At 71.0% G+C, this 25,530-nt stretch carries 24 protein-coding genes and 1 riboswitch; of the genes, 14 read left to right on the top strand and 10 right to left on the bottom strand.

Annotation, left to right across the window (positions count from 1 at the left end; all coding sequences use genetic code 11):
• The first annotated feature begins 29 nt into the window (after positions 1-29).
• Positions 30-1,724 (top strand): threonine/serine exporter family protein, encoded by a 1,695-nt coding sequence (locus tag ACX80L_RS16890; RefSeq protein ID WP_459291198.1) that lies wholly within the window; start codon positions 30-32, stop codon positions 1,722-1,724.
• Here the strand turns inward: ACX80L_RS16890 and ACX80L_RS16885 are convergent.
• Positions 1,721-2,569, bottom strand: a complete 849-nt coding sequence (locus ACX80L_RS16885) for a uracil-DNA glycosylase (RefSeq protein WP_459291196.1) — start codon at positions 2,567-2,569, stop codon at positions 1,721-1,723. The genes ACX80L_RS16890 and ACX80L_RS16885 overlap by 4 nt on opposite strands.
• Positions 2,570-2,691: 122 nt before the next feature.
• Here ACX80L_RS16885 and ACX80L_RS16880 point away from each other — a divergent pair, with 122 nt between their 5' ends.
• Positions 2,692-2,985 (top strand): DUF3263 domain-containing protein, encoded by a 294-nt coding sequence (locus ACX80L_RS16880; protein ID WP_244186284.1) that lies wholly within the window; start codon positions 2,692-2,694, stop codon positions 2,983-2,985.
• A gap of 42 nt (positions 2,986-3,027) precedes the next feature.
• The gene (locus ACX80L_RS16875; RefSeq protein WP_459291194.1) at positions 3,028-3,642 is read left to right on the top strand and encodes a LytR C-terminal domain-containing protein; all 615 of its coding nucleotides are present in this window, start codon (positions 3,028-3,030) and stop codon (positions 3,640-3,642) included.
• Between the two features lie 21 nt (positions 3,643-3,663).
• Here ACX80L_RS16875 and ACX80L_RS16870 read toward each other — a convergent pair whose 3' ends face one another.
• Positions 3,664-4,332 carry a TM2 domain-containing protein gene (locus ACX80L_RS16870; RefSeq protein ID WP_459291192.1) on the bottom strand — a complete coding sequence of 223 codons (669 nt, stop codon included), beginning with the start codon at positions 4,330-4,332 and terminating at the stop codon, positions 3,664-3,666.
• A 338-nt stretch (positions 4,333-4,670) separates the two neighbouring features.
• Here ACX80L_RS16870 and groL point away from each other — a divergent pair, with 338 nt between their 5' ends.
• Positions 4,671-6,305: a chaperonin GroEL gene (gene groL / locus ACX80L_RS16865; protein ID WP_133083157.1), complete on the top strand. Its 1,635-nt coding sequence runs from the start codon at positions 4,671-4,673 to the stop codon at positions 6,303-6,305.
• A 135-nt stretch (positions 6,306-6,440) separates the two neighbouring features.
• On the opposite strand, the gene ACX80L_RS16860 is transcribed toward groL, so the two are convergent.
• The 6 genes from ACX80L_RS16860 to ACX80L_RS16835 form a co-directional block, all read right to left on the bottom strand.
• Entirely contained in the window at positions 6,441-6,731 is a 291-nt protein-coding gene (locus tag ACX80L_RS16860) for a WXG100 family type VII secretion target (RefSeq protein ID WP_208740558.1), read from the bottom strand.
• A gap of 62 nt (positions 6,732-6,793) precedes the next feature.
• Complete coding sequence (locus tag ACX80L_RS16855) at positions 6,794-8,356, bottom strand: sensor histidine kinase (protein WP_459291190.1); 1,563 nt, start codon at positions 8,354-8,356, stop codon at positions 6,794-6,796.
• A 10-nt stretch (positions 8,357-8,366) separates the two neighbouring features.
• Positions 8,367-9,077 carry a response regulator transcription factor gene (locus ACX80L_RS16850; protein ID WP_459291188.1) on the bottom strand — a complete coding sequence of 237 codons (711 nt, stop codon included), beginning with the start codon at positions 9,075-9,077 and terminating at the stop codon, positions 8,367-8,369.
• Positions 9,078-9,136: 59 nt separating this feature from the next.
• Entirely contained in the window at positions 9,137-10,792 is a 1,656-nt protein-coding gene (locus ACX80L_RS16845) for a DNA repair helicase XPB (RefSeq protein WP_459291186.1), read from the bottom strand.
• Positions 10,785-13,199, bottom strand: coding sequence for a helicase-associated domain-containing protein (locus ACX80L_RS16840; RefSeq protein WP_459291184.1), 2,415 nt, complete (start codon positions 13,197-13,199; stop codon positions 10,785-10,787). The genes ACX80L_RS16845 and ACX80L_RS16840 overlap by 8 nt, the downstream gene beginning before the upstream one ends.
• A 96-nt stretch (positions 13,200-13,295) precedes the next feature.
• Entirely contained in the window at positions 13,296-13,586 is a 291-nt protein-coding gene (locus tag ACX80L_RS16835) for a hypothetical protein (protein WP_133083162.1), read from the bottom strand.
• A 174-nt stretch (positions 13,587-13,760) separates the two neighbouring features.
• Between ACX80L_RS16835 and ACX80L_RS16830 the strand changes: the two genes are divergently transcribed.
• Genes ACX80L_RS16830 through ACX80L_RS16820 form a run of 3 tightly spaced genes read left to right on the top strand, consistent with a single transcriptional unit; the run spans position 13,761 to position 16,071 of the window.
• The gene (locus ACX80L_RS16830) at positions 13,761-14,144 is read left to right on the top strand and encodes a cold-shock protein (RefSeq protein WP_133083163.1); all 384 of its coding nucleotides are present in this window, start codon (positions 13,761-13,763) and stop codon (positions 14,142-14,144) included.
• 9 nt (positions 14,145-14,153) lie between these two features.
• A complete protein-coding gene (locus ACX80L_RS16825) occupies positions 14,154-14,759 on the top strand; it encodes a DUF3027 domain-containing protein (RefSeq protein ID WP_459291182.1) in 606 nt (201 codons plus the stop codon).
• Positions 14,760-14,793: 34 nt separating this feature from the next.
• Entirely contained in the window at positions 14,794-16,071 is a 1,278-nt protein-coding gene (locus ACX80L_RS16820) for an MFS transporter (RefSeq protein ID WP_459267625.1), read from the top strand.
• A 4-nt stretch (positions 16,072-16,075) separates the two neighbouring features.
• Here ACX80L_RS16820 and serC read toward each other — a convergent pair whose 3' ends face one another.
• Positions 16,076-17,200: a phosphoserine transaminase gene (gene serC, locus ACX80L_RS16815; protein WP_459291180.1), complete on the bottom strand. Its 1,125-nt coding sequence runs from the start codon at positions 17,198-17,200 to the stop codon at positions 16,076-16,078.
• 252 nt (positions 17,201-17,452) lie between these two features.
• Here serC and ACX80L_RS16810 point away from each other — a divergent pair, with 252 nt between their 5' ends.
• The 7 genes from ACX80L_RS16810 (at position 17,453) to ACX80L_RS16780 (ending at position 23,077) form a co-directional block, all read left to right on the top strand.
• Positions 17,453-18,151, top strand: a complete 699-nt coding sequence (locus ACX80L_RS16810; RefSeq protein ID WP_133083166.1) for a metal-dependent transcriptional regulator — start codon at positions 17,453-17,455, stop codon at positions 18,149-18,151.
• 129 nt (positions 18,152-18,280) lie between these two features.
• Positions 18,281-18,450, top strand: a riboswitch (cyclic di-AMP (ydaO/yuaA leader).
• 5 nt (positions 18,451-18,455) lie between these two features.
• Entirely contained in the window at positions 18,456-19,298 is an 843-nt protein-coding gene (locus ACX80L_RS16805) for an NlpC/P60 family protein (protein ID WP_459291178.1), read from the top strand.
• A gap of 21 nt (positions 19,299-19,319) precedes the next feature.
• Positions 19,320-20,189 (top strand): NlpC/P60 family protein, encoded by an 870-nt coding sequence (locus ACX80L_RS16800; RefSeq protein WP_459291176.1) that lies wholly within the window; start codon positions 19,320-19,322, stop codon positions 20,187-20,189.
• Between the two features lie 221 nt (positions 20,190-20,410).
• Positions 20,411-20,908 (top strand): HNH endonuclease, encoded by a 498-nt coding sequence (locus tag ACX80L_RS16795; protein ID WP_133083169.1) that lies wholly within the window; start codon positions 20,411-20,413, stop codon positions 20,906-20,908.
• Positions 20,905-21,516, top strand: coding sequence for a molybdenum cofactor guanylyltransferase (gene mobA / locus ACX80L_RS16790; protein WP_459291174.1), 612 nt, complete (start codon positions 20,905-20,907; stop codon positions 21,514-21,516). Before ACX80L_RS16795 ends, mobA begins: the two co-directional genes overlap by 4 nt.
• A 17-nt stretch (positions 21,517-21,533) precedes the next feature.
• Positions 21,534-21,818 (top strand): DUF6457 domain-containing protein, encoded by a 285-nt coding sequence (locus ACX80L_RS16785; RefSeq protein ID WP_133083170.1) that lies wholly within the window; start codon positions 21,534-21,536, stop codon positions 21,816-21,818.
• Positions 21,815-23,077, top strand: coding sequence for a molybdopterin molybdotransferase MoeA (locus ACX80L_RS16780; protein ID WP_459291172.1), 1,263 nt, complete (start codon positions 21,815-21,817; stop codon positions 23,075-23,077). The genes ACX80L_RS16785 and ACX80L_RS16780 overlap by 4 nt, the downstream gene beginning before the upstream one ends.
• 40 nt (positions 23,078-23,117) lie before the next feature.
• Here ACX80L_RS16780 and ACX80L_RS16775 read toward each other — a convergent pair whose 3' ends face one another.
• The gene (locus tag ACX80L_RS16775; protein ID WP_459291171.1) at positions 23,118-25,442 is read right to left on the bottom strand and encodes an FdhF/YdeP family oxidoreductase; all 2,325 of its coding nucleotides are present in this window, start codon (positions 25,440-25,442) and stop codon (positions 23,118-23,120) included.
• Positions 25,443-25,530 lie beyond the last annotated feature (88 nt).

Below are 25,530 nucleotides of genomic sequence, written 5' to 3'. Positions count from 1 at the left end.
TCCCGAGGGACGATTGTGAGGTTCCCCCCATGACTGACGGCTCGCGCGACGACCCCCGCGAGGGGTCATCGCCCGCCACCAACCCGTCGCCGGTCGCCGAGGCTCTCCCCGTCATCCGGCGGCCCTTCGACCCGAGCGACGACGAGAAGAACAAGCTCGCCGCCGGCAGGGGCAGTGGCAGGAAGCCGCCGAGGGGCGGCCCCACGCCGTCCAGGCGCCCCGCGGAACCGAGGCCCCAACGCCAGGGCCGCCAGCGGCAGCAGGTCACGAGGCCCGCGGACGCGCTGCCCACGACACCGCAGAGCGTGCCGCCGTCGGTCCGGTCCAATGCCGCCGCCCGGAGCATGCTCCGACGCTTGGTGCAGGGCGAGGCCCCGCCCACGCAGGCGATGAGCATCGTCGAGCGCCTGGCCGGCAGTCCCTACGCGAACCCGATGATCCAGGCGGGTGGCCCCGACGCCAGTGCCCGCAAGGCCCTCGACTTCGCGCTCAACCTGGCCGAGACCATGTTCCGCTACGGGGCGGGTGCCCTGGAGGTCGAGACGAGCATCATCGCGGTCACCGCGGCTTTCGGCCTCGACTCCATCGAGGTGGACATCACCAACCAGTCGGTGGTCATCAACTACTCGGCGCGGGACCAGACGCCGACGACGGTCCTGCGGGTGGTCCGCTCCTGGACGAACAACTACGCGGGCCTCACGGCCATCCACCGTCTGGTGTCCGACATCGCCGACGGTGGCGTCTCCCGGACGGAGGCCGCCCACCGACTCGACGAGATCACGCACCGGCCCAAGCCGTTCCCGCGCTGGATAGTGACGGCGGCCTTCGGTATCTTCTCGGCGGCGATCGTGGCCTTCGTCGGCGGGACCCTGCTCGGATCGCTGATCGGCTTCATCAGCTGCATCCTCGTGGACCTGGTCAGCCGCAAGCTCGGCGAATGGCGCGTCCCGGAGTTCTTCTCCGTGGCCACCTCCGCCGCGCTGGTGACCCTGATCGCGATGCTGTTCTGGTGGCTCGAGGTGCCGATCGCCCCGGCGCTCGTGGTGGTGGGCGGGATCCTCCTGCTGCTGCCCACGGGCAGGCTCGTCTCCGCGACGCAGGACGCGATCAACGGCTTCCCGGTCACGGCCGCGGGCCGGTTCCTCTCGGCGATCCTCGTCTTCGCCGCGCTGGTGGCGGGCATCGCCGTCGCCCTCGTGGCGGGCACCGCGCTCGGCATCCCCGAGCTCGAGGTCCTCGACTCGTCGGGCAGCCAGTACCCGTGGCCCGTGGTCGCGGTGCTCACCTTCATCGCGGTGGCCATGATCTGCATCGCCGAGCAGACCGACGTGAAGCTCGTGATACCGACGTCGCTCGTCGCCGTCGCGGGGTATCTCCTGATGATCAGCGCGATGACCGCCGGCGTGGGCTACCGCCTCGCACCGGCCCTCGCCGCCATCCTGATCGGGGCCCTCTCCCGCGTCGTCGCGCTCCGCCTGGGCGCCCCGCAGCTCGTCGTCGCCGTGCCCGCCGTCCTCTTCCTGTACCCCGGGCTGACCATTTTCCGCTCCATGTACATGCTGACCATCGACTCCGAGGTGGTGTCCGACGGCGCCCTCGGACTCTTCAACGCGCTGACCGTCGTGCTGGCGATCGCCGCGGGTGTCGTCCTCGGCGACAACCTGGCCAGGCCCTTCACCCGCAAGCTCAGCTCGAACGAGCGCCAGCGGAACCGGCGGCGCTAGCCGTCCACTCCCGGTGTGGGCGCATCCCTATCCGACCCGCCGCTGGCCGCGGTCCGGGACCACTCGATCGGCGCGGCGCCCTGCTGGGCGAGGAGCTCGTTGACGCGGCTGAACGGCCGCGAGCCGAAGAACCCCCGGGACGCCGACAGCGGGCTGGGGTGCGCGGACTCCACCGTGGGCGTCGGCCCGAGCAGCGGCTTCAGGCGGAGCGCGTCCTTGCCCCAGAGGATGGCCACGAGCGGACCGCCGCGGGCCACGAGCGCCCGTATCGCCGCGTCCGTCACATGCTCCCAGCCGAGCCCCCGGTGCGAGGCGGTCTCGCCGGCACGCACCGTCAGCACCCGGTTGAGGAGCAGGACGCCCTGCTCGGCCCACCCCGACAGGTCACCGGTCGCAGGCGGAGCGGCGCCGGTGTCCGAGGCCAGTTCACGGTAGATGTTCGCGAGGCTGCGGGGGATAGGACGCGTCGCGGGATCGACGGCGAAGCTCAGGCCCACGGCGTGGCCGACGGTCGGGTACGGGTCCTGCCCGACGATGACGACGCGCACGCTGTCCAGCGGCGTGGAGAACGCCCGGAGGATGGACGGCGCATCGGGCAGCACGCGCAGCCCGCGGTCGAGGTCCGCCGCAAGGGCTTCGGCCAGCCGGTGGAGGACCGGTTCGACGGGCGCGAGCGCTGCCGCCCAATCGGCCGGCACGAGGTCCGCGATGCCGGCGGGCGCCGCGAACGGGAAGACCGATGCGTTCGGCGACGGTCCTGGGTTACCGGAGCCCGCCGCGCGGGACGGCCCCGCATCGGAAGGAGTGTCGGGCAGGTCGAAGAGCGCGTCGTCGTCGTGCGTCATGGACCCATTTTCGCCCGGCTCTCCGGGACGCACTCCCCGAATGACACACGTGTAATTCCCTACTACCATGGAAAGACAGTCGTGCGAGGGAACGGAAGGTGGTAGTGGACATGGCGGAGCCGATGCGGCAGCCGGACGACTCCCCCTCCGGGCAGGAGGCCAGGCTGGCCCTGGGTGACCGCGAGCAGCGCATGCTGGCGCTCGAGCGCGAGTGGTGGAAGTACTCCGGCGCGAAGGAGCAGGCCATCCGCGACCTGTTCAACCTGTCCGCCACGCACTACTACCAGGCGCTCAACGCCCTGATCGACACGGAGGCCGCGCTCGCGCACGACCCCATGCTCGTGAAGCGGTTGCGTCGACTGCGGTCCACCCGTCAGAAGGCACGGTCCGCACGCCGCCTCGGCGCGGACATCTAGTACTGCCCGCGACACTCGACGAGCGAAGGACCCTCCTCTTCCATGACTGACCACCCGCGGGACGAGTTCGACGCCGTCCCCGAGGCTTCCGCGCGGCAGGGTGTCCACCGGGAGAGGTTGGTGCCGGCTGGCTCGAGCGGGCTGGCCCTCAAGATCACCGTGGGGGTCCTGGCGCTGCTGATCGGTCTCGGCGCCTATTTCATCCTTCCCCGGCTCGGCTTCCCGGGGGGATCGGACGCGGCGTCGGGTCCAGCGCCGGCCACGAGCGAGGCTGCCGACGCGACGGCGGCGCCGACGGGGAGCGCCTCGGACGATCCCGAGGACGGGGCGACGGACGAACCGGACGCGGGTGCGTCCCCGGATGCGGAAGCGACCGACGGGACCGACCGGGCACAGACCGTGAACGTGCTCAACGCCACGGGCGCTCCTGGACTCGCTTCCGTGGCGGCCGGGAGGCTCGCCGCCGAGGGCTGGACCTCGGCGATCCCGGGGAACTGGGCCGGAGCCCCGGTCGACTCCTCGGTGGTCTTCTACAACGGTGAGGCCCAACGGTCCGACGCCGAGGCGGTGGCCGCGGACCTCGGGATCACCGACCTGGTCGACACCCCGTCGGTCTCGCCCGACATCTCCGTGGTCCTCGGACCCGAATTCCAGTGATCCGCTGCAGGGCCTGAGCCATCAGTCCTTGAGGGGGATACCCTGCGCGTCCCGCCGGAACTGCCCGGATCCGACGAGGATCAGGATGCCCTCGACGAGGCCCCAGATGCCCGCCGCGATGGCGCTCAGCCCGAAGGTGAAGACCGCCCCGACGGTCGACATGAGGACCAGGACGACGCCGATCGTCGTGTAGCCGAGATAGAACCTGTGGACGCCGAGCGACCCGAGCAGGATCCCCAGGACCCCGGCGATCACCCGTGACTTCTGCGGACCGTACGGCTGTCCGTAGGGTCCCTGGCCGTAGCCGCCCTGCAGGTAGCCGCCCTGCGCGTAGGGCCCCTGGGACGGGCCGGGCCGGCCGTAGCCGCCGGAAGCGTAAGGGTCCTGGCCCGGGCCTGGCCCGCCGTAGCCGCCGGAAGGAGGGCCGGCCTGGGGGTACGGGGCCTGGGCGTACGGGTCCTGCGCGTGCTGGTTCGGACCGGAGGGCCCCTGCGCATACGTTCCCGGCTGGTAGGGGTCCTGGCCGGACGGCCGCTGCGGGAAGGGTGCCTGCCCCTCCGGGAACGGCTGCGCGTCGTCGCGCACCCGGTGGGGCGCCGGATCAGGGCCGAGGGGGCCGCCGCCGTCGGGGTTCGGGATGCCGCGCTCGTCGGGCTTCCCGGAGTCAGGACCGCTTGCTGGCGTGGACACTGTGCCTCCCGTTGGTTGGTGTGCGCCCAATCTATGCCCTCGGCGGAATCCGCGCTACGGCGTGCGGGGGCACCGCGCTCCCGCCGTCCTGCAAGGGGGTGCGGAGGGCTCGGACAGGTTGCACTCGCACGGTGGGAGTGCTAATTATTGAGTTAGCACTCGCGCGCGCAGACTGCTAAGACTGCGCGTGGTGGGTGAAGCAGGCAAACCTCTGTGGTGGGGGTGGGGCTTCGAGCGTGAAAGAGATCGTTCAGGCGCTGCCCGGCCGTCGCGGGCACCACACGCAGGCAAGCATTCATGTGCTGAAATGCAACCGTCCCGAAAGGACCTAAGCCGTTATGGCCAAGATCATTTCTTTTGATGAAGAGGCCCGCCGCGGCCTCGAGCGGGGTCTGAACATCCTCGCTGACGCCGTCAAGGTGACGCTCGGCCCCCGTGGCCGCAACGTCGTGCTCGAGAAGAAGTGGGGCGCCCCCACCATCACGAACGACGGCGTGTCCATCGCCAAGGAGATCGAGCTCGACGACCCGTTCGAGAAGATCGGCGCCGAACTCGTCAAGGAGGTCGCCAAGAAGACGGACGACGTCGCAGGCGACGGAACCACCACCGCCACCGTGCTCGCCCAGGCCCTCGTCAAGGAAGGCCTGCGCAACGTCGCGGCCGGCGCCGACCCCCTGAGCCTCAAGCGCGGCATCGAGAAGGCCGTCAAGGCCGTCACCGACGAGCTGCTCGCCTCCGCGAAGGAGATCGAGACCAAGGAGCAGATCGCTGCCACGGCCTCCATCTCCGCCGGGGACAAGCAGATCGGTGACCTGATCGCCGAGGCCCTCGACAAGGTGGGCAAGGAAGGCGTCATCACCGTCGAGGAGTCGAACACCTTCGGCCTCGAACTGGAACTCACCGAGGGCATGCGCTTCGACAAGGGCTACATCTCGGGCTACTTCGTCACCGACGCCGAGCGCCAGGAGACGGTCCTCGAGGATCCCTACATCCTGATCGTCAACTCGAAGATCAGCAACGTGAAGGACCTCGTCGCCGTCCTCGAGAAGGTCATGCAGTCCGGCAAGCCGCTGCTGATCATCGCCGAGGACATCGAAGGCGAAGCCCTCGCGACCCTCGTGGTCAACAAGATCCGCGGCACCTTCAAGTCCGTGGCCGTCAAGGCCCCCGGCTTCGGTGACCGCCGCAAGGCCCAGCTCGCCGACATCGCCATCCTCACCGGTGGCCAGGTCATCGCCGAGGAGGTCGGTCTCAAGCTCGAGACCGCCACCCTCGACCTGCTGGGTACCGCCCGCAAGGTCGTCGTGACCAAGGACGAGACCACGATCGTCGAGGGAGCCGGCGACGCCGACGCCATCGCCGGTCGCGTGGCCCAGATCCGCGCCGAGATCGAGAACTCCGATTCCGACTACGACCGCGAGAAGCTGCAGGAGCGCCTGGCCAAGCTGGCCGGTGGCGTTGCAGTCATCAAGGCCGGTGCCGCCACGGAGGTCGAGCTCAAGGAGCGCAAGCACCGCATCGAGGACGCCGTCCGCAACGCGAAGGCAGCCGTCGAGGAAGGCATCGTCGCCGGTGGTGGCGTGGCCCTCATCCAGGCCGGAGCCAAGGCGTTCGCCAACCTGGAACTCTCGGGTGACGAGGCGACGGGCGCGAACATCGTCCGCGTCGCGATCGACGCACCGCTCAAGCAGATCGCCTTCAACGCCGGCCTCGAGCCCGGCGTCGTCGTCGACAAGGTCCGCGGCCTGCCCGCCGGCCACGGCCTGAACGCTGCTACCGGCGTGTACGAGGACCTCCTCGCCGCAGGCGTCAACGACCCCGTGAAGGTCACGCGCTCGGCCCTGCAGAACGCAGCGTCGATCGCCGGCCTGTTCCTCACCACCGAGGCCGTCGTGGCCGACAAGCCGGAGAAGGCAGCTCCTGCCGGCGGCGGCGACGACATGGGTGGCATGGGCGGCATGGGCGGCTTCTAGCCCCCGCCGGCGCTCCACCGCGCACGCCCGAACGAGAAGGGTGGCACTCCCGAGGGGGGGTGCCACCCTTTCGTCGTCCGAGGCACGGACGGATGCCCCGGACAGCCGTGGTGGCCCGGCGCAGGCGGCGAGGCGTCAGCCCAGGAACATGCGGGCGTTGTCCTGCTCGGCGTCGGCGTACTGCCGGGTCGCGAGGGAGAGCGCCGCGTTGATGCCGGCCAGGGATTCCTCGACCTGCTGCTGGGTCGCACGCCACTGCAGGACGAGCTGCTGGAAATTGCTGGCCGCCTGGCCTGTCCAGATCCCCTCGAGATCGCGTAGCCCCGCCTGCATCGAGTTCACCTCCGCCTGCAGCCTCGAGATGGTGCCCTGCACCTGGCTGCTCTTCGCCGCCAGGCCGTCGGTGTCCACGTTGAAGAATGGCATGGTGTGCTCCCGTGTGCTCGCGTTCCGTTGACGATCCGACGCTAGGGCACGGCACGGGGTGGTCAGCCGGCGTCGCCGCCCTTGTGGACAACCGGCCTGGTCGAGGGGGCCCGTGGAGGGATGATGCCGTTCGAGTAGGCGTGTTCCTGGCCGGACCCCGGGGAGTCCTCCTCGGGCGCTGCATCCTCCGACCCGTCGTCCGCCGGGAGGTGCGGGAGCCGGATGGACAGGGTGGCACCACCGCCGGGCGTCTCGTCCAGCCGGACGGTGCCGTCGTGCTGCGCGACGAGCGCGGCGACGATGGCGAGGCCGAGCCCCGTGCCGCCGGTCTCCCGGTGCCGGGAGCTGTCCGCCCGGTAGAAACGCTCGAAGACCTTGGCGGCGTCCTCCTCGGAGATGCCGGGCCCGTGGTCGCGCACCTCCAGGACGGAGTCACTGTGCCCGTGCAGGACCGGCGCGACGCCGACGGCGAGCTCGATCGGGGATCCCTCCGGCGTGTAGCGGAGCGCGTTGGTCATCAGGTTGGCGACCACCTGGCGCAGGCGTGCCTCGTCACCCCTCGAGGGCGCGGAGCGTGGCGCCCCGCCGTCGAGCCCGATCACCGTGACTGACCGGTCGGGGGCGGTCGCCCGTGCGTCGAAGGCGGCATCGTGCGCGAGCACCATGAGGTCCACGGGTCTCACCTCGAGGGGGCGCTGCTCGTCGATCCGGGCGAGCGTGAGGAGATCCTCGACGAGCTGGCCCATGCGGATGGCCTCGCTCTCGATCCGGCCCATCGCCGCGGCCACGTCCTCGTCCTTCTGGAGTGCTCCGTGCCGATAGAGCTCCGAGTAGCCACGGATGGTCACGAGCGGCGTGCGGAGCTCATGGGAGGCGTCCGCCACGAAACGGCGCATCTTCGTCTCCGACGCGGTCCTCGCCGCGAAGGCGCGCTCGATGTGGGCGAGCATGGCGTTGAGCGATCGCGACAGCCGGCCGATCTCGGTGGCGGGACGTTCGACGGCGACGCGGCGGGAGAGGTCGCCGGCTGCGATGGCGGCGGCGGTCCGCTCGACCCTGGCCAGCGGTGCGAACTGCCGGGTGACCGTGACGAAGGCGATGAGGGACGCGAGGGCGGTGGTCACCAGTCCCGACGTGAAGATGATCTCGGTCGATTCCTGCAGGGATTCGTTGACCGTGTTGAGCCGTGAGGCGATGGCCAGGTAGCCCTCGCCGTTGGTGAACGGGAAGACGCGGACACGCCACCCCTGGCTCGCCGGGTCCGTCCCCGGCACGTCGAGGCCGGATCCTTCGAGGTCCGCGATCCGCTCGGGCGTGAGGTCCCCGAGGTCGGGCACGTCCGCCGCGTCGGAGGACTGGTTCTCGGCGAGGATGGTGGAGTCCCGGTCGAGGATCGCCGCGTAGTACCGCAGGACGGTCCCGTCATCGGCGGGTACCTCGGAATAGATGGTCTCCGAGACGACCTTCGCGTTGGCCAGGATGTCGGCGTCGACCCGGTCCACGAGTCCTTCGCGCAGGAGGGACACGGTCGCCAGGCCCGTGATGCCCACCGTGACGATCATGAGGAGCATGATGATCGCGACGAGCTGCGAGCGGAGGGACGCCGCACTCCAACGCTTGACCAAGGGGGCGGCGCTACCGCTTGTCGGCGGTCCGGAGCAGGTAGCCCACGCCGCGCTTGGTCTGGATCAGGGCCACGGCATCCGGGTTCCTGTCGATCTTGCGGCGCAGGTACGAGATGTAGGACTCGACGATGGACGCGTCCCCGTTGAAGTCGTACTCCCACACGTGGTCGAGGATCTGTGCCTTCGACAGGACGCGGTTCGGGTTCATCATGAGGTAGCGCAGCAGCTTGAACTCGGTGGGGGAGAGGTCGATGACCTCGCCGCCGCGCCGGACCTCGTGCGCGTCGTCGTCGAGCTCGAGGTCGTCGACGCGGATCACGGCGTCGTCGTCCTCGAGCGAGTGGGTGCGTCGCAGGACGGCGCGGATGCGCGCGACCACCTCGTCGAGGCTGAACGGTTTGGTGACGTAGTCGTCCCCGCCGACCGTCAGGCCGGTGACCTTGTCATCCGTGTCGTCCCGCGCCGTCAGGAAGACGACGGGGAAGTGCCGGCCGGCGGCGCGCAGCCGGCGGGTGACGGTGAATCCGTCCATGTCGGGGAGCATGACGTCCAGGACGGCGAGATCCGGGTTGTGCGTCTCGGCCGCCGCGAGGGCGTCGCGTCCGTTGCCGGCGGCGACGACGTCGAAGCCGGCGAACCGCAACGATGTCGACAGGAGTTCGCGGATGTTCGGTTCGTCGTCGACGACCAGCAGTTTCGCTTCGGGGCCCGTTTTCTTCACGGCACCAGTATCCGCGCGTTGTCTGTGAGTTGTCTGTGCCGTTCCGGTGAGAACGCTCGTCAGTCTCTGGGCTCCTTGTCCCCGATCGAGGAGGCGTCGAGGATCCGGTACGCGTAGCCCTGCTCCGCCAGGAAACGCTGCCTCTTGGCCGCGAAGTCCTGGTCCAGGGTGTCCCGCGCGACGACCGTGTAGAAGCGCGCAGCGCGGCCGTCGGTCTTCGGCCGGAGCAACCGGCCCAGGCGCTGGGCCTCCTCCTGCCGTGAACCGAAGGACCCGGAGACCTGGATCGCCACGGAGGCCTCCGGCAGGTCGATCGAGAAGTTCGCGACCTTCGAGACCACGAGCACGTGGATCTCGCCCGCGCGGAAGGCGTCGAACAGGCGCTGGCGTTCCTTCACGGAGGTCTCCCCCTTGATCACGGGGGCGTCGAGCCTGGCCGCGAGGTCGTCGAGCTGATCGATGTACTGGCCGATCACCAGAAGCTGCTCGCCCCTGTGCCCGGCGACCAGCTTCTCCACCACGTCCGACTTCGTGTCGGACGTCGCACACAGACGGTACTTGTCGGCGTCGTCGGCCATGGCGTAGGCGACCCGCTCGTCCCGCGGCAGGTCCACGCGGACCTCCACGCAGTCGGCCGGGGCGATGTAGCCCTGTGCCTCGATGTCCTTCCACGGGGCGTCGTACCGCTTCGGTCCGATGAGCGAGAACACCTCGCCCTCCCGGCCGTCCTCACGGACGAGGGTGGCCGTGAGGCCGAGCCGGCGGCGCGCCTGGAGGTCGGCCGTCATCTTGAAGATCGGCGCGGGGAGCAGATGGACCTCGTCGTACACGATGAGGCCCCAGTCGTTCGCGTCGAGCAGTTCGAGGTGCGGGTACAGCCCACCGCGCTTGGTGGTGAGGACCTGATAGGTCGCGATCGTCACCGGACGCACCTCCTTGACGGCGCCGGAGTACTCGCCGATCTCCTCCTCCGTCAGGGACGTGCGCTTGAGCAGCTCGTCCTTCCACTGCCGGGCGGAGACCGTATTGGTCACGAGGATCAGCGTGGTGGTCTGGCTCGTGGCCATGGCCGCAGCGCCCACGAGGGTCTTCCCCGCGCCGCAGGGCAGGACGACGACTCCCGAGCCGCCCGACCAGAAGTTCTCGACAGCGAGCTGCTGGTAGGGCCGCAGGGTCCAGCCGTCCTCGTCGAGCACGATCGGGTGCGGTGTCCCGTCGACGTAGCCCGCGAAGTCCTCGGCGGGCCAGCCGAGCTTGAGCAGCAGCTGCTTGAGCTGTCCCCGCTGCGACGAGTGGACGACGACGGTCTCGCCGTCGATCCTCGGTCCGAGCAGGGGCTCGATCTTCTTGGCGTGCAGGACCTCCTCGAGCACCGGGTAGTCGGTGGTCCGCAGGACGAGGCCGTGCTGCGGGTCCTTCTCGAGGCGGAGCCGTCCGTAGCGCGACATCGTGTCCTCGATGTCGATCAGGAGGGCGTGCGGCACCGGGAAGCGGGAGTACTTCAGCAGTGTGTCGAGGACCCGTTCGGCGTCGAGCCCGGCCGCGCGCGCGTTCCAGAGCCCGAGGGGCGTCAGCCGGTAGCTGTGCACGTGCTCCGGCGCCCGCTCGAGCTCGGCGAAGGCGGCGATGGCATGGCGCGCCTCGGTGGCCTGCTCGTGGTCGACCTCGAGCAGGATGGTCTTGTCACTCTGGACGATCAGCGGCCCGTCAACCATCTGCGGGACTCCCTTCGAGGATTTCCACGTCCATCACGCGATGCACGGACACGACTTTCTCCACCTGGTGCTCGGGGTCGAACACCCGCAGGCGGCCTCCCGATACCGAGAGGGGAACAAGGACCTGGCGCACATGATTCCCCTCGCTGTCCGCGGTGCCGAGGCGGATCCTGCTCCGGGACCGGATGGCTGCGCGGAGGGTCTCGAGTCCCAGGAGGGTCTCGCTGTCGGTACCGGTGGCGACGTCGGCAGGGCCCGGGCGCGCGGAGCGCAGGACGGCGAGCTGGGCGTCGAGCTCCTCCTCCGCGACCGACCACGGATTGAGCCGTGACCTCAGCTGGTCCGGCGGGACGCGCGCGGGCGCCGCCGGTCCGGCGGGAGGCGTCCTGCCCACGGCGGCCACGGCGTCCGACGCCGGTGAGAAGCCGAGGTCCCGCAGGAGCGCGGCCAGTTCGTGGGGGGAAGCGGGGGAGACCAGGACGGTCGGCGCCACCTGGACGACGCCGAGCACGGCGGCCCGCGGATCGGCCAGCACCGTCGCGACCACGGCGTCGTCGTCCGTGCTCACGTAGCTGCCGGCCCGTCCGACCCGGAGGCTGCCGTACCGCGACGCGGTGTCCTCGACGAGGTAGGAGAGCGCCTGCGGGATCTCGGTGGCGGAGTGCTCGTGTAGAAAGGCGAGGATCGAGGAAGCATCCTCGCCGGAGTCGAGGGCGGAACGGATCGACTCCGCGGAGAAGCGGTAGGTGGTGGCCGGCCCCTGTCCCTCGGGGGTGGACATGCGCAGGAGCCCGCGCGCCACCTCGGGCTGCAGGTAGCCGGGAGCGACGGCGGTGAGGTCCGCCTGCAGGACGACGCGGGACACCGGATCGGGCAGGGCCTCGCGGATGACCCGGCCGGCGTCCTCGAAGCGGCCGGCAGCGACGAGCCCGCCCACGTCCGTCAGGGCTCCGCCGCCGGTCAGTCCCAGCGCTCCCGCCTCGATCAGCATGCCCGGCAGCAGGCGGGCGAACCGCCGCTGCAGGCGCGGCTGGTACCAGGTCGCGAGCCCGATGACGGACTGCTCGGTGAGGACCGGTACGGCGCCCGGCCTGCCGTCCTCCGCCGCCGGAGCCGCGCCCTGACCGGCGCCGGACAGCTCCGTCGCCACGGCCAGCAACCGCTGCCGCACCATCGGAGCGTCCGGTCGGGACGCCTCGGCGGCCAGGGCGTTGACGGATGTCCCGTCCGGCAGCCTGGACCCGATCAGGGCCGGTGCCCTGTCGACGGCCAGCCATCCCTCGACGAGGAGGAGCCACTGGGCGTCGCGGTCCAGCGCCTCCCACGCCTCCAGGCGGGAGGTCTTCCAGCGCGAGTCGTCGGGGTCGAGGGTCAGGAGCCCGACGGCGGACGCCAGTTCCAGCAGCCATGCCGCCTCGCGGTCCTCGACGCGCAGCACCTCCCGGACGCGCCGCAACTCCCGCACGCCCACCCCGCCCGAGCGAAGGGTCGCGACCGGCGTCGAGGCCACGGACCAGAGGAGGGCGGTGATCAGCCGGAGGGTCTCGGCGACGGCGCCGAACGCCGCGTTGTCCCGGAGGCTCGCGCGGGTGCTGCGATCGGTCCCCGTGGGCGGGGCGAGCTCGAGGGAGGGGAAGACGGCGTGACCGCGGAGGGCCATGCCGACACCGCGTGGCAGCTCGACATGGAGGGCGTCCAGGGGTGCCAGCAGGCACCGGTCGAGCAGCCAGCGCACCGCCGGCGAGGCACCGCCGTCGCCCCCTGTCGCCGTCGAGCCGACCGGGACGTCCCGCAGGCGTGCGAGCAGGGTGGCGGCACCGTCGGGAGCGTCGGCCAGGACTCGACGCCAGAGCACCGGATCCGCCGCCACCTCCTGCAGTGCCTGCGCCGCGGCCGCGGAGGTCATCGCCCCGGTGTCCGCCGCGGCGTCCAGGAGCTGCACCGCGTGGACCAGGGCCGGTCCGTAGCGCGGGATGGAGCGGGCGAGGACGCGGAAGGGCCGGCCGAGGCCGGCGGGGTAGGGGCCGAGCGCATCGGCCAGCGCGCCGACCGGCAGGAAGCCCTCCGCCGGGGAACCCGTGACGAGGGCCTGCTCGAGGAGATCGGCGATGATGATGTCGAGATCGTCCGCCGCGCCGTCCGCGAAGGCGGCCGCGAGGCGCTCGCGTGGAACCGCGGAGCCGTCGTCCTCGCTGAGCACCACGATCGCCTCGAGGACCTGGAGCCCGGGGCGCGCGACATTGTCCAGGGCGCGCTGCAGGCTCACGCGGGTGGAGGCCCTCGCCGCGAGCGCGGCGAAATCAGGCACCGGGGGAAGGATGAGGTCGGGCCGGACGGCAAGCAGGCGGCGCAGTTCGTCATCGCTCCGAAGGGCCAGCTGGTCGGCCAGTGCTCGGATCGCGGACATCCCCTCAAGATTACCCGGCCCCTCCGACACGGATCGCTCGTCCTGAGGACGACGGGCGGGCGGGAGCCGTCGTCGGGCGAGCTCCGTGCGGGCGGATCAGGAGCGCCGGCGTGCGACGACCGACCCCGCGACGAGCGAGACCATCAGCAGGAAGGCGATCGGGAGGCAGAAGTACGTCGCCAGCACGAAGCCCGGCCACACCGTGCCCTGGAGGAGCGCGGTGACGAGGATGGCGGCGAGCGACAGAAGCCCGATACCGGCGAACGCGACCGCGAGGACCAGGACACCGAACCGTCCGCGGGACGATCGGCCGGCGTCGCCGCCCGGGACGGGGCCCTGCAGGGGATGGGGGGCAGGGCGGCTCGGCGGGGTCTGGTCAGGGATCATAGCCGTCCCAGACTACAAGAACCACGGCCGGGAAGCCGTGGGAAAAGCTATATCCTAGGAGACACAGACTTCCCCGGCGGTGGCAGTGCGCCTGGGCACCAGGCGGTGCTTCCCGCACCCGGGACCAGACCCCGGGCGCACCCCGCCCGGTACAGCTAAGAAGAGGTAGACGACGTGCCCATCGGCAAAGTGAAGTGGTTCGACGCGGACAAGGGATTCGGGTTCCTGTCCACCGACGACGGCAAGGAGGTGTTCCTGCACGCCTCGGCGCTTCCCGCCGGCGTGAGCGAGGTCAAGGTGGGCACCAAGCTCGAGTTCGGCGTCGCGGACGGCCGTCGCGGTCTCCAGGCCCTCTCCGCGCGCATCCTCGAGCAGGCACCGTCCGTCGCCAAGGCGACGCGCAAGAGCGCCGATGACATGGCGGTCATCACGGAAGACCTCATCAAGCTGCTCGACGGGGTGTCCAACGGACTCCGCAAAGGGCGCTACCCCGAGAAGGCGCACGCCTCGAAGGTCGCGGCCGTCCTGAGGGCGGTTGCGGACGACCTCGACGCGTAGGCTTCGATCATGACCTCGACCAACCTGGACACTGCCGACAGCGCAGCCCTGACCGGCAGCGGGACGCCGACCGACGATGCCCCCGCGCCGGTCGAGGTGCCCCGGAAGCCGCGGGCCTCGCGCCGGATCCCGAAATCGGATGCCGTGCTGGAAGCGGCCGTCGAGCGGGCCCGCAGCGGCGTGCTCGAGATCGCCCCCGAGGCCCAGGTGGGTCGCCACGTGTCCGCCACCATCGAGGGTGAGCGGCTCGTGACGCATCGCTTCGAAGCGTTCGTCCCCGGGTACGGCGGCTGGCAGTGGTACGCGAGCGTCGCCCGCATCGCCCGGAGCAAGGACGTCACGGTGTGCGAGGTCGGTCTGCTGCCCTCCGCGACCGCGCTGCTGGCGCCCGAGTGGTTGCCGTGGTCCGAGCGGGTGCGTCCCGAGGACTCGCAGGCGGACGAAGCCGACGCCGCCCACCCCGGCGACGTGCCCGCCGAGCCGGTGCCCGATGTCCCGCAGGATCCCTCCGACGACACGCAGGAACGGGAGCCCCAGGCCCCGGCGGAAGCATCCGACGCGTCGGACGAGGCCGTGGACCAGCCCGACGCCCTGGACCAGCCCGACGCCGAGTGACGCAGCAGTGGCGCCGGAACGGAAGGGGAGTGCTCTGAGCACCTTCCGATCGCTCGGGATCCACAACTACCGGCTCTGGTTCATCGGGGCCCTCATCTCCAACATCGGCACGTGGATGCAGCGGACCGCCCAGGACTGGCTGGTCTACGACATCCTCACCCCCCAGAACGCGTCCGCGCTGGGCATCGTGATGGCCCTCCAGCTCGGACCGCAGCTCGTGATCGCGCCCTGGGCCGGGCTCATCGCCGACACCGTGGACCGGCGCAAGCTGCTTGCCACGACACAGATCGGCATGGCGCTCCTCGGCGTGGGGCTCGGGCTGATGGTCCTCCTCGACGTCGCGCTCCTATGGCACGTCTACGCCTTCGCGCTCGCACTCGGGGTCGTCTCGGCCTTCGACGCCCCCGCCCGCCAGGCCTTCGTCTCCGAACTCGTGCGCGACGACTACCTCCCCAACGCCGTCGCGCTCAACAGCGCCTCGTTCAACGGCGCCCGGCTGGTCGGCCCGGCCATCGCCGGACTGCTGACCGCGGGTGTGGGGCCCGGCTGGGTCTTCCTGATCAACGCCCTGACCTTCGGTGCGATGGTCTACGTGCTGCTCGCGATGCGGAGCGCCGAACTGAACAGGCAGCCCCGCTCCGCCCCGGGCAAGGGACGGATCCGGGCGGGCTTCCGCTACGTACAGCAGCGCCCGGACCTGATGATGGTGATGCTCGCGATCTTCATCGTGGGGACGTTCGGGCTGAACTTCGCCGTGTTCATCGCCGCGATGGCGCGCACGGAGTTCGGGCAGGATGCCGGTGTCTTCGGCGTGCTGTCCTCGGTGATGGCGGTCGGATCGGTCGCGGGCGCGCTCCTGTCCGCGCGCAGGGAACGGCCGCGCCTGCGATTCATCTTCGGCGCGTCGGCCGCCTTCGGGATCGCGTGCGTCCTGGCGGCCCTCGCACCGAACCTCTGGCTGTTCGGGCTCGCACTCGTGCCGGTGGGTCTCTTCGCGCTGACGCTGATGACCAGCGCCAACGCCTACGTGCAGACGACGACGGACCCCGCCATGCGCGGCCGGGTCATGGCCCTCTACTTCGCCATCTTCCTCGGCGGGACGCCGCTGGGCGCCCCCGTGGTGGGATGGGTCTCCGACATGTTCGGTCCGCGGTGGAGCCTGGGCGTGGCCGCCGCCTCCGGCATCATCGCCGCGGCCGCCGGCATCTTCTGGGCGTGGAGGTACCACGACGTCCGGTTGCGGTACGACCGCTCGGCACCCCGGCGGCTCCGCCTCGACCACGAGGCCGGCGCCGCGGACGGCAGCACCTGACCTGCTAGAGGAGGTGCTCGACCACGTGGTCGATGCAGGCGATGAGAGCCGAGACGTCGTCGGGCTCGATCGCCACGAAGGTGGCGACGCGCAGCTGGTTGCGCCCGAGCTTGCGGTACGGCTCGACGTCGACGATCCCGTTGGCCCGCAGGATCGCGGCGATCCGCGCGGCATCCACCGCATCGTCGAAGTCCACAGTCACGATGACGTTCGAGCGGTCCTCGGGACGGGTCACGTAGGGGCTCGCCACGGGGGAGGCCTCCGCCCAGGAGTACAGGCGTCCCGCTGAGTCCGCCGTGCGGGCGGCGGCGAAGGGCAGCCCGCCCTGGGCGTTGAGCCACTCCACCTGCGCGTCGAGCGTGACCAGGGTGGACAGCGACGGGGTGTTGTACGTCTGGTTCAGGCGCGAGTTGTCGATCGCCGTCCGGAGGTTGAGGAAGTCGGGGATCCAGCGGTCGCCGGCATCGATCCGGGCCGCCCGCTCCAGCGCTGCGGGGGAGAAGAGGCCCAGCCACAATCCGCCGTCGGAGGCGAAGTTCTTCTGCGGGGCGAAGTAGTAGACATCGGCCTCGGAGACGTCCACGTCGAGGCCGCCGGCCGCGGAGGTCGCGTCCACGAGGACCAGGGCGCCGTCGTCCGCGCCCTCGACCCGTCGAACGGGAGCCGCGACACCCGTCGACGTCTCGTTCTGCGGCCAGGCGTAGGTGTCCACGCCGGCTGCGGCCGCCGGATCGGGGCGCGTACCCGGCGGGGCCGTGATGATGTCCGATGCCTCGAGGAACGGCGCCCTGGTGGTGGCGGAGGCGAACTTGGAGCCGAACTCGCCGAAGGAGAGGTGCTGCGCCCTGTGCTCCACGAGCCCGAAGGTGGCGACATCCCAGAAGGCCGTCGAGCCGCCTACCCCGAGGACCACCTCGTATCCCTCGGGTGCGCCGAAGAAGGTGCTCAGACCGTCCCGCACGCGCCCGACGAGATCGCGCACGGGAGCCTGGCGGTGCGACGTGCCCAGCAGGACCCGTCCCGCGGACACGAGGGCGTCGATCTGTCCGCTCCGGACCTTGGACGGACCGGCGCCGAACCGGCCGTCCGACGGCAGGAGGTGCTCGGGGATGCGGGGCAGTTCGGTCATGGGTGCTCCAGCTGTTTCGGCGGCGGGTATCGCCCTCATTCTGCCCGAGGAGCCGGTGGCGCTCCATTTGTTAACGCCGCACGCGGAGGATGCGGCGGGGACGCCGTCGCCGTCCCCGTCGATTGCCGGGGGAATCGCACCATGGGTTAACCTTGGGAGGCGTGGGGCGGAACAGGTCGTGGCGGCCGTGGACCCCCACCGGCGTGAGGCATCCCAGCCGCGCACCCGCACCGCACCAAGGAGCTGACCCGCATGACGGACCTCATCGACACCACCGAGATGTACCTGCGGACCATCCTTGAACTCGAGGAAGAGAACATCGTCGCCCTGCGGGCGCGCATCGCCGAACGGCTGCGCCACTCGGGACCCACGGTCTCCCAGACCATCGGCCGCATGGAGCGTGACGGACTGGTGGTCGTCTCGGGTGACCGGCACCTCGAGCTCACCGAGCTGGGACGGCACCGGGCCACCGGGGTCATGAGGAAGCACCGCCTCGCGGAACGCCTCCTGAGCGACGTCATCGGGCTCGACTGGGCCTACGTGCACGACGAGGCCTGCCGCTGGGAGCACGTGATGAGCGAACGCGTCGAGCGCAGGCTCTACGAACTCCTGGGCAAGCCCTCCGAGTCGCCCTACGGGAATCCCATCCCCGGCCTCGAGGCCATCGGCGGCGTCCAGTCCGAACTCTTCACCGACGGCGTGGTCACCCTGCTCTCCGCCATGGGCACCTACTCGCCCGAGAAGCCGGTCACGCTGGTGCGCCTGGCCGAGCCGATCCAGGTCGACCCGGAACTCCTGACCCAGCTCGACGAGGGCGGCCTGCGGCCGGGTGCACGCCTCAGCCTGGAGTCGGTGGGCGGGTACGTCTCCGTCCGCGTCCCCGGGGTGGAAGGTGCGCTCGAGCTGCCTCCGGAGGTCGCCTCGCACGTGTTCGTCTCCGTCGCATCCTGAGTCCGGCACGGCTCCGTCATCAATAACACACCATTCCGTGACCGTAACGTGACATACCGCGATATCTGAGGTAGCCTCCATCTTGTGCCAAATTCGCTCTAGATCCGGCACCCTCCTGCAAATCGCCTAGCTCTGCCATTGCCGGAGGTCCGTCCGCACCATCGCATGGCAGAGGCGGGGGAACCAATTTTCGGGTTTCTGTTCCAGAAATCCTTGGGGTTAAGTCGCTGTTTCCGCAGCGGCCGGGTGACTCCCATCCGAATCCGACAGCTCACCTCGCAGGCGTTGGGAGAGGCAATCCAACGTGTCCAAAAGCTCTTCGCCGGGCCGCCACCGCGCGCCCCGGGACGTCAGTCCGCTGACGGCCCTGTCCACAGCAGCAGCATCCAGTGCCGGATCGGTCGGCCGCCAGGCAGCCGTCATCGTCGCGGCGTCGGGCCTGGTCCTGACCGCGGGACTGCCCGCCCAGGGTGCAACCGCCCCCGAGCGTGAAGTCCAGTCCTCCGCAGCGTTGACCGTGAGCCGCGTCGTGTCGGCCGAGGTCACCGTGCCGGCCACCGCGACGGTCTCCTTCGACCGCGTGGCCGTCGATGTCACTCCTGCTCCCGAGGTCGTCGAGCCGCCGGCTCCCGTCGTCGAGGCCGAGCCCGCCGTCGTCGTCGAGGCTCCCGCCGCGGTCGTGGCGCCCGCTGCTCCCGTCGAGGTCGCTGCTGTCGAGGCCGCTCCCGCCGCGGCCGCTCCTGTCGAGGCCGCTCCCGTCGCACCCGCCGCCGTGGCGCCCGCACCGGTCGCCGTCGCCGAGCCCGTCGTCGCACCGGCACCCGCGCCTGTCCAGTCCTCCGGTGTCGCTGCCGGACTGGTCGCCTCTGCCTACGGCCAGATCGGCGTCGCCCAGGACTGCACCGCGATGGTCGAGACCGCCCTGCGCTCCGTCGGCAAGTCCGTCGGCGATCTCGCACCCGGCCAGTTCTTCCAGTTCGGCGACGTCGTCGGCTCCCCCGCTGCGGGTGACCTGGTCATCACGGCGGGCCACGTCGCGATCTACGTCGGTAACGGCCAGGTCATCAGCGGTGGCCTCAACGGCATGAACACCGGCCTCCACAACCTCTCAGACCTTCCCGGCGCCGGCTTCGTCCGCGTCCGCTAGAACCCCTTCGGAGAAACCACCATGTCTTCACGCGCCATCATCGCCCGCCACCGCAGCGAAACCCAGGACACCGCCGGCCTCTCGGCCCTCGCCAAGGCCGTCACCACCGGCGGCATGGGCCGCCAGGCCGCCGTCATCGCCGCGGCCTCCGGCCTCGTCCTGACGAGCGGGGTCGCAGCCAACGCCGCGGACCTGCAGCCGCAGCGTGACGCCGCAGCGTCCAGCGTCACGGTCACCTCGGCCCGCGCGGCCGTCGTCGCCTCGTCCGAGACCGCCGTCGCCTTCAACATGACCCCGGTCAAGGTCACCGCCAAGCCGGTCGTCGTCGAGGCGCCCGTCGCCGAGCCCGCCCCGGTCGTCGAGGCACCCGTCGCCGAGGCTCCGGCACCCGTCGTCGTCGAGGCACCCGTCGCCGAGGCTCCGGCACCCGTCGTCGTCGAGGCGCCGGTCGCACCGGCTCCCGTCGCCGCGGCCGTCGCGGCCCCCGTCGCACAGGCCGCCCCGGTCGCCCCGGCTCCTGCTCCCGCCCCGGCTCCTGCTCCCGCCCCGGCCGCCTCCTCCGGAGTCGCGGCGACCATCGCCGCCGCGGCCCAGGGCCAGCTCGGCGTCATGCAGGACTGCACGCGCCTGGTCAGCAACTCGCTCGCCGCCGCGGGCATCAACTTCCACGGCTGGCCGGCAGGCTACCTCTCCCTCGGCCGCACGGTGGGCGCAGGCGAGGCCATCCCGGGTGACCTCATCTACTACGCCGACGGCGGCATGGGCATGGCCCACATCGCTGTCTACATCGGTGGCGGCCAGGCCGTCCACGGTGGCTTCAACGGCAACACCACGGTGATCGCACCGGCAGAGCTCGGCTCGGGCGGCGTCTACATCCGCGTCGGCGGCTGATCACCCCAGCGACTCACGATCGAGGAACCGGCACGGACGTGCCGGTTCCTCTGTCGTTGGGCGGCGGTAGCCCGACGCCGTGCGGCGCGTCAACCCGTCCCCGCGCCGGTTCGCCGCACGCCGGTCTCCGGCTTACCCTTGCAGTGTCAATCCGAAGCTCTTCTCCCGTACCCCGGGATGGCAACCGGTTGCGGGGAACAGGTCAGCAATGAGGCCACCGTATGCGCACTCTTGTTCTGAATGCAGGGTATGAACCACTGGCGGTCGTCACGTTCCGCCGGGCACTCGTGCTTGTCCTCACCGGCAAGGCCAGCGTCATCGCGGAGGACGACGAGCCGGTCGTCGGACCCACCGAGATCCTCGGCCGGCCGTCCGTGATCCTGCTCAACAGATACGTCAGGGTCCCCTACCGGCACGACGTCACGGCCACGAGACGCGGGGTCCTGCGGCGGGACAACCACCTGTGCGCCTACTGCGGCAAGACGGCCTCGACCATCGACCACGTCCTGCCGAGATCGAGGGGTGGGGGCGACACGTGGGAGAACCTCGTGGCCTGCTGCCTGAAGTGCAACAACGCCAAGGGGGACAAGACGCTCGCCAGCCTCGGCTGGAAGCTGCGCGTCGTCCCGCTGCCCCCGCGGGGGCCCCAGTGGCAGATCCGCGAGCTCGAGAAGCCTGCCCCCCAGTGGAGCGAGTTCCTCACGGAGACCGCCGCGTGATCCCCGACACCCCCCGATTCGATGCGATCGTCCTGGCGGGCGGCCGCTCCACGAGGCTCGGCGGTGTGCCGAAGGCGGGACTCGTCCTCGACGGAGCGACGCTGCTGCAGCGCACGTGCGCCGCCCTCGCCGATGCGGAGCGGCTGACGATCGTGGGACCGGAACCGGACGGCGGCGCCCGGCCCTCCGGGGAGGGGCCGCCGTCGTTCGTGCGGGAACACCCGCCCTTCGCCGGACCGGCCGCCGCCGTCGTCGCCGGATTCCGGGCCGGGACCGGTGGGAGGGCGCCGTGGTGCGCCGTGGTGGCCTGCGACATGCCGCGCGTGGCCGTGCTCATTCGCGTGCTTCTCGCCGAGGCGGCGCTCGGCGGGACGACCTCGCTGGTCGCGGTCGACGGCGGCCGCGAACAGCCGCTGGCCGCCCTCTACCGGAGCGACGCGCTCGGAGGCGCCATCGACGAGGTCCTCGCCCGGGGTTCGGCCGACAACCTGTCGATGCGCAGCCTCCTTGCTAGTGTGAGGAGCAGACCGGTCCCGGTTCCCCCGGGCACAACGCACGACGTCGACACCTGGAGTGATGCACGAGCGCTGGGAGTCGACGTCCCCTAGTACTGCCCGGAGGGCCCATGGACGACCGCCAGAAGCTGCTGCACGACTGGACCGAGAAACTGCTCGCCGCCTACGAGATCGACGGGACGCGCGTCGACGTCGACGCCGTCCTCGGCCTCGCCGGGAAGGCCGCCCACGGCGTCGTCCGCCCGGCGGCACCCCTCACGACCTTCGTCGTCGGGTACGCCGCGGGCCTCGCGGTCGGCAGCGGGCAGGCCGACGAGGACCTGGCCATGCGCTCGGCCATGGCGGTGGCCGATGCGCTCTGCGCCGAGGCCGCGGCGGACGGAGACCCCGCATGAGCGAGGCCGCCGCAGCGCACAACGTCGACTGGATGGCCGCGCGCGCACTCGCCCACGGCGCGGGGCGCCCGCTGCCGTTCCAGACCGTCAACCTCGCGGACGCCCTCGGGCAGACGCTCGCCGAACCCGTCCACGCACTGCAGGCCATTCCGCACTACGCGTCGTCCGCGATGGACGGCTGGGCCGTGAACGGGGCGCCGCCCTGGACGCTCGTGAGGCACACGGAGCCCGAGGAGCACCCCCGAGGAAGACCGTCGCCGCACTCCGACTCCGGTGCGGTGTCCCTCGCCCCCGGCGAGGCGACCTTCATCCTCACCGGTGGCGTGGTGCCGCAGAACGCCGTCGGCATCCTGCGCACCGAGCACGGGTCGGTGCGCGGGGACGTGCTGGACCGCAACGACTCCGCGCGGCCCGACGAGCCGTCCCCGCACGAGCACGTCCGGCCGGCAGGGGAGGAGGCCGAGGCAGGCTCCGAGGCCATCCCGGCCGGCGTCGTCCTGAACCCGGCGCAGATCGCCCTCGCCGCGGTGTGCGGCCACGACACCCTCGCCGTCCTGCGGGCACCGAGGGTGTCCCTGCTGATGACAGGGGACGAGGTGATCGACCACGGGCTCCCGCACCCCGGCCAGGTGCGTGACACCTTCGGCCCCCAGCTTCCCGGATTCGTCGCGATGCTGGGCGGCCACGTCGACGTCGCGGGGCGCGCGAAGGACGACCTCGACGACGTCGTGGCGGCCATCAGCGCCGAACCGACCGATGAGCTGTCCCTCGCGCGGGCCTCCGGCGACGTCCTCATCACGACCGGTGGAACGGGCAGCTCGTCCGCCGACCACATCCGCAGGGCGCTCACCGAACTCGGCGCCGAACTGATCATCGACGGCATCGCGATGCGGCCGGGACACCCGACGCTGCTGGCACGACTGCGCGACGGACGTTTCCTGGTGGGACTGCCCGGCAATCCGCTCGCCGCGATGATGGCGATGCTCACGGTGGCCGGCCCGCTGCTCGCGGGACTGCGCGGCTCACCGCTCGAGGAGCCGGGGACCGTGACGAGCGCGGACGCCTTCGAGCCGCTGCCGGGGCGGAGCCGGCTGGTGCCCTACCGGAGCGGGTCGGGGCGCGCGGTGCCGAGTACGCACCAGCGGTCCGGGATGCTGCGCGGACTCGCAGCGGCCGACGGCGTGATGGTGGTCCCTGCCGAGGGCTGCGCCGCCGGTGATGCCGTGCCGTCCCTGGCGCTGCCGTGGCTAGCCGGCTGAGGATTCCCGGGCGGGGAGCGCCGCCACAGGAGTGGCCTCGTCAGGCGGCCTTCTCGAGCCGCACGACGACCGACTTCGACGTCGGCGTCCCGCTGACGTCCGCCGTCGAATCCAGGGGTACCAGGACGTTCGTCTCGGGGTAGTAGGCGGCCGCGCAGCCCTTCGGCGTCGAGTAGGCGACCGCCCGGAAGTCCTCGGCGCGGCGCTCGACGCCGTCCGCCCACTCCGAGACCAGGTGCACCATGTCGCCGTCGTCGATACCCGCCTCCGCCAGGTCCTGCGGATTGACGAACACCACGCGGCGGCCGCCGGAGATCCCGCGGTAGCGGTCGTCCTTGCCGTAGATCGTGGTGTTGTACTGGTCGTGCGAACGGAGGGTCTGCAGGATCAGCCGGCCCTCGGGCACGTGCGGGTACTCGAGGGGATTGGCGGTGAAGTTCGCCTTGCCGGTCGCGGTGGTGAAGGTACGGCTGTCCCTGGGCCCGTTGGGCAGGACGAAGCCGCCGGGCGTGTCCAGGCGGGTCTCGAAGTCGCCGAAGCCGGGCACGACGGCGCTGATGTGCTCGCGGATCACGCGGTAGTCCGCCTGCGCGGCGGTCCAGTCGAGCTGGGGTGCGTTGACGCCGTAGGGGCTGCCGTTGCGCGCGAACAGGCGGTCGGCGAGCTGGCAGACGATCTCGATCTCGGAACGCATCTGGTCGCTCGCGGGCTGCAGGCGTCCCGTGGAGGCGTGCACCGCGCTCATCGAGTCCTCGACCGTGACGCGCTGGTTCCCGCCGGCCTGGGTGTCGCGGTCGGTGCGCCCGAGCGCGGGGAGGATCAGGGCCCGGGCGCCCGTGATGAGGTGGGAGCGGTTCAGCTTGGTGGAGACCTGCACCGTCAGCCGGGTGGTGCGCAGCGCCTGCTCGGTGACGTCGGTGTCCGGGGTGGCGCGGACGAAGTTGCCGCCCATGCCCATGAAGACGCGCGCCTTCCCGTCGCGCATCGCGCGGATGGCCGCGACGGTGTCCACGCCGTGCTTCCGCGGCGATGCGAAGCGGAAGCGCTGGTCGAGGGCGTCGTGGAACGCCTCGGGCATGCGTTCGAAGATGCCCATGGTGCGGTCGCCCTGGACGTTCGAGTGCCCCCGGACGGGACAGACCCCGGCATTGGGCTTCCCCACGTTGCCCTGGAGCAGGAGCACGTTGACGACGTCGCGCAGTGTGGCGACCGAGTGCTTGTGCTGTGTCAGCCCCATCGCCCAGCAGACGATCGTGCCGGGGGAGGCGATCATGCGGTCGCCCACCCTCGTGATCTCCGCCTTCGAGAGCCCACTCGCCGTCGTGATCTCGTCCCAGCCGGTTCCGCGCAGGCCCGCGAGGTAGTCCTCGAGGCCCAGGGTGTGCTCGGCGATGAAGGCGGAATCGAACACGGTGCCGGTGGCCTCCTCGCGTTCGAGCAGGTGCTTGCCCAGGCCCTGGAACAGGGCCTGGTCGCCGCCGATGCGGATCTGCAGGAAATCGTCGGCCAGGGCGGTGCCGCCGCCGAAGCGGGCGCCGAGCAGGCCGCGGGCGTTCTGCGGGTTCTCGAACCGCATCAGGCCGGCCTCGGGCAGCGGATTGACGGCCACGATGGCCCCGCCGTTCTTCTTGGCCTTCTCCAGGGACGTGAGCATGCGGGGATGGTTGGTGCCGGGATTCTGGCCCGCGACGATGATCAGCGGCGCCGTGTCGAGGTCGAGCAGGGACACCGTCCCCTTACCCACGCCGAGGGTCTCGTTGAGCGCCGAGCCCGAGGACTCGTGGCACATGTTGGAGCAGTCGGGCAGGTTGTTCGTGCCGATCCCGCGCACCATCAGCTGGTACAGGAAGGCCGCCTCGTTGGAGGTGCGCCCGGAGGTGTAGAAGATCGCCTCGTCCGGGCTGTCCAGGGCCGCCAGTTCGTCGACGACGACCTGGTACGCCTCGTCCCAGGACACGGGCCGGTAATGCGTCCCGCCCTCGTCGAGCAGCATCGGGTGGGTCAGCCGGCCCTGCTGGCCGAGCCAGTAGTCGTCACGGTCCAGGAGGTCCCGGACGGCGTGTTCGGCGAAGAACGACGGCGGCACGGTCCTCCGCGTGGCCTCCTCGGCGACCGCCTTCGCCCCGTTCTCGCAGAACTCGGCGGTGTGGCGCTTGTCCCCCTCGGGCCATGCGCAGCCCATGCAGTCGAAACCCTTCACCTGGTTGACGGCGAGCAGTGTCTGCGCGCTCCGGACGGGTCCCATCTGGTCGATCGAGATCTTGAGCGAGTTGATGACGGCCGGGAGTCCCACGGCCGTCGTCTTCCGGGCGCCCACCGTCAGCCGGGTCTCGTCGATATTGTCCTTCGGTGCCTTCGTTGCCACGCTGTCCACATCCTCGTGTCGGAGTCGACGAGCCAGGGGATGTCCGGAGTCAACTAACCTCATCCTAGGGCCGAGGTAAGGAGTGCCG

Source organism: Arthrobacter sp. MDT1-48-3 (assembly GCF_054511015.1).
This window is presented reverse-complemented; position numbering and strand designations above follow the sequence as displayed.

Bases quoted from the DNA above. Each gene is read 5' to 3' on its own strand.
- ACX80L_RS16890 (WP_459291198.1), top strand. From the start codon at position 30: ATGACTGACGGCTCGCGCGACGACCCCCGCGAGGGGTCATCGCCCGCC.
- ACX80L_RS16885 (WP_459291196.1), bottom strand. From the start codon at position 2,569: ATGACGCACGACGACGACGCGCTCTTCGACCTGCCCGACACTCCTTCC.
- ACX80L_RS16880 (WP_244186284.1), top strand. From the start codon at position 2,692: ATGCGGCAGCCGGACGACTCCCCCTCCGGGCAGGAGGCCAGGCTGGCC.
- ACX80L_RS16875 (WP_459291194.1), top strand. From the start codon at position 3,028: ATGACTGACCACCCGCGGGACGAGTTCGACGCCGTCCCCGAGGCTTCC.
- groL (WP_133083157.1), top strand. From the start codon at position 4,671: ATGGCCAAGATCATTTCTTTTGATGAAGAGGCCCGCCGCGGCCTCGAG.
- ACX80L_RS16860 (WP_208740558.1), bottom strand. From the start codon at position 6,731: ATGCCATTCTTCAACGTGGACACCGACGGCCTGGCGGCGAAGAGCAGC.
- ACX80L_RS16845 (WP_459291186.1), bottom strand. From the start codon at position 10,792: ATGGTTGACGGGCCGCTGATCGTCCAGAGTGACAAGACCATCCTGCTC.
- ACX80L_RS16840 (WP_459291184.1), bottom strand. From the start codon at position 13,199: ATGTCCGCGATCCGAGCACTGGCCGACCAGCTGGCCCTTCGGAGCGAT.
- ACX80L_RS16835 (WP_133083162.1), bottom strand. From the start codon at position 13,586: ATGATCCCTGACCAGACCCCGCCGAGCCGCCCTGCCCCCCATCCCCTG.
- ACX80L_RS16825 (WP_459291182.1), top strand. From the start codon at position 14,154: ATGACCTCGACCAACCTGGACACTGCCGACAGCGCAGCCCTGACCGGC.
- serC (WP_459291180.1), bottom strand. From the start codon at position 17,200: ATGACCGAACTGCCCCGCATCCCCGAGCACCTCCTGCCGTCGGACGGC.
- ACX80L_RS16810 (WP_133083166.1), top strand. From the start codon at position 17,453: ATGACGGACCTCATCGACACCACCGAGATGTACCTGCGGACCATCCTT.
- ACX80L_RS16800 (WP_459291176.1), top strand. From the start codon at position 19,320: ATGTCTTCACGCGCCATCATCGCCCGCCACCGCAGCGAAACCCAGGAC.
- ACX80L_RS16795 (WP_133083169.1), top strand. From the start codon at position 20,411: ATGCGCACTCTTGTTCTGAATGCAGGGTATGAACCACTGGCGGTCGTC.
- ACX80L_RS16785 (WP_133083170.1), top strand. From the start codon at position 21,534: ATGGACGACCGCCAGAAGCTGCTGCACGACTGGACCGAGAAACTGCTC.
- ACX80L_RS16780 (WP_459291172.1), top strand. From the start codon at position 21,815: ATGAGCGAGGCCGCCGCAGCGCACAACGTCGACTGGATGGCCGCGCGC.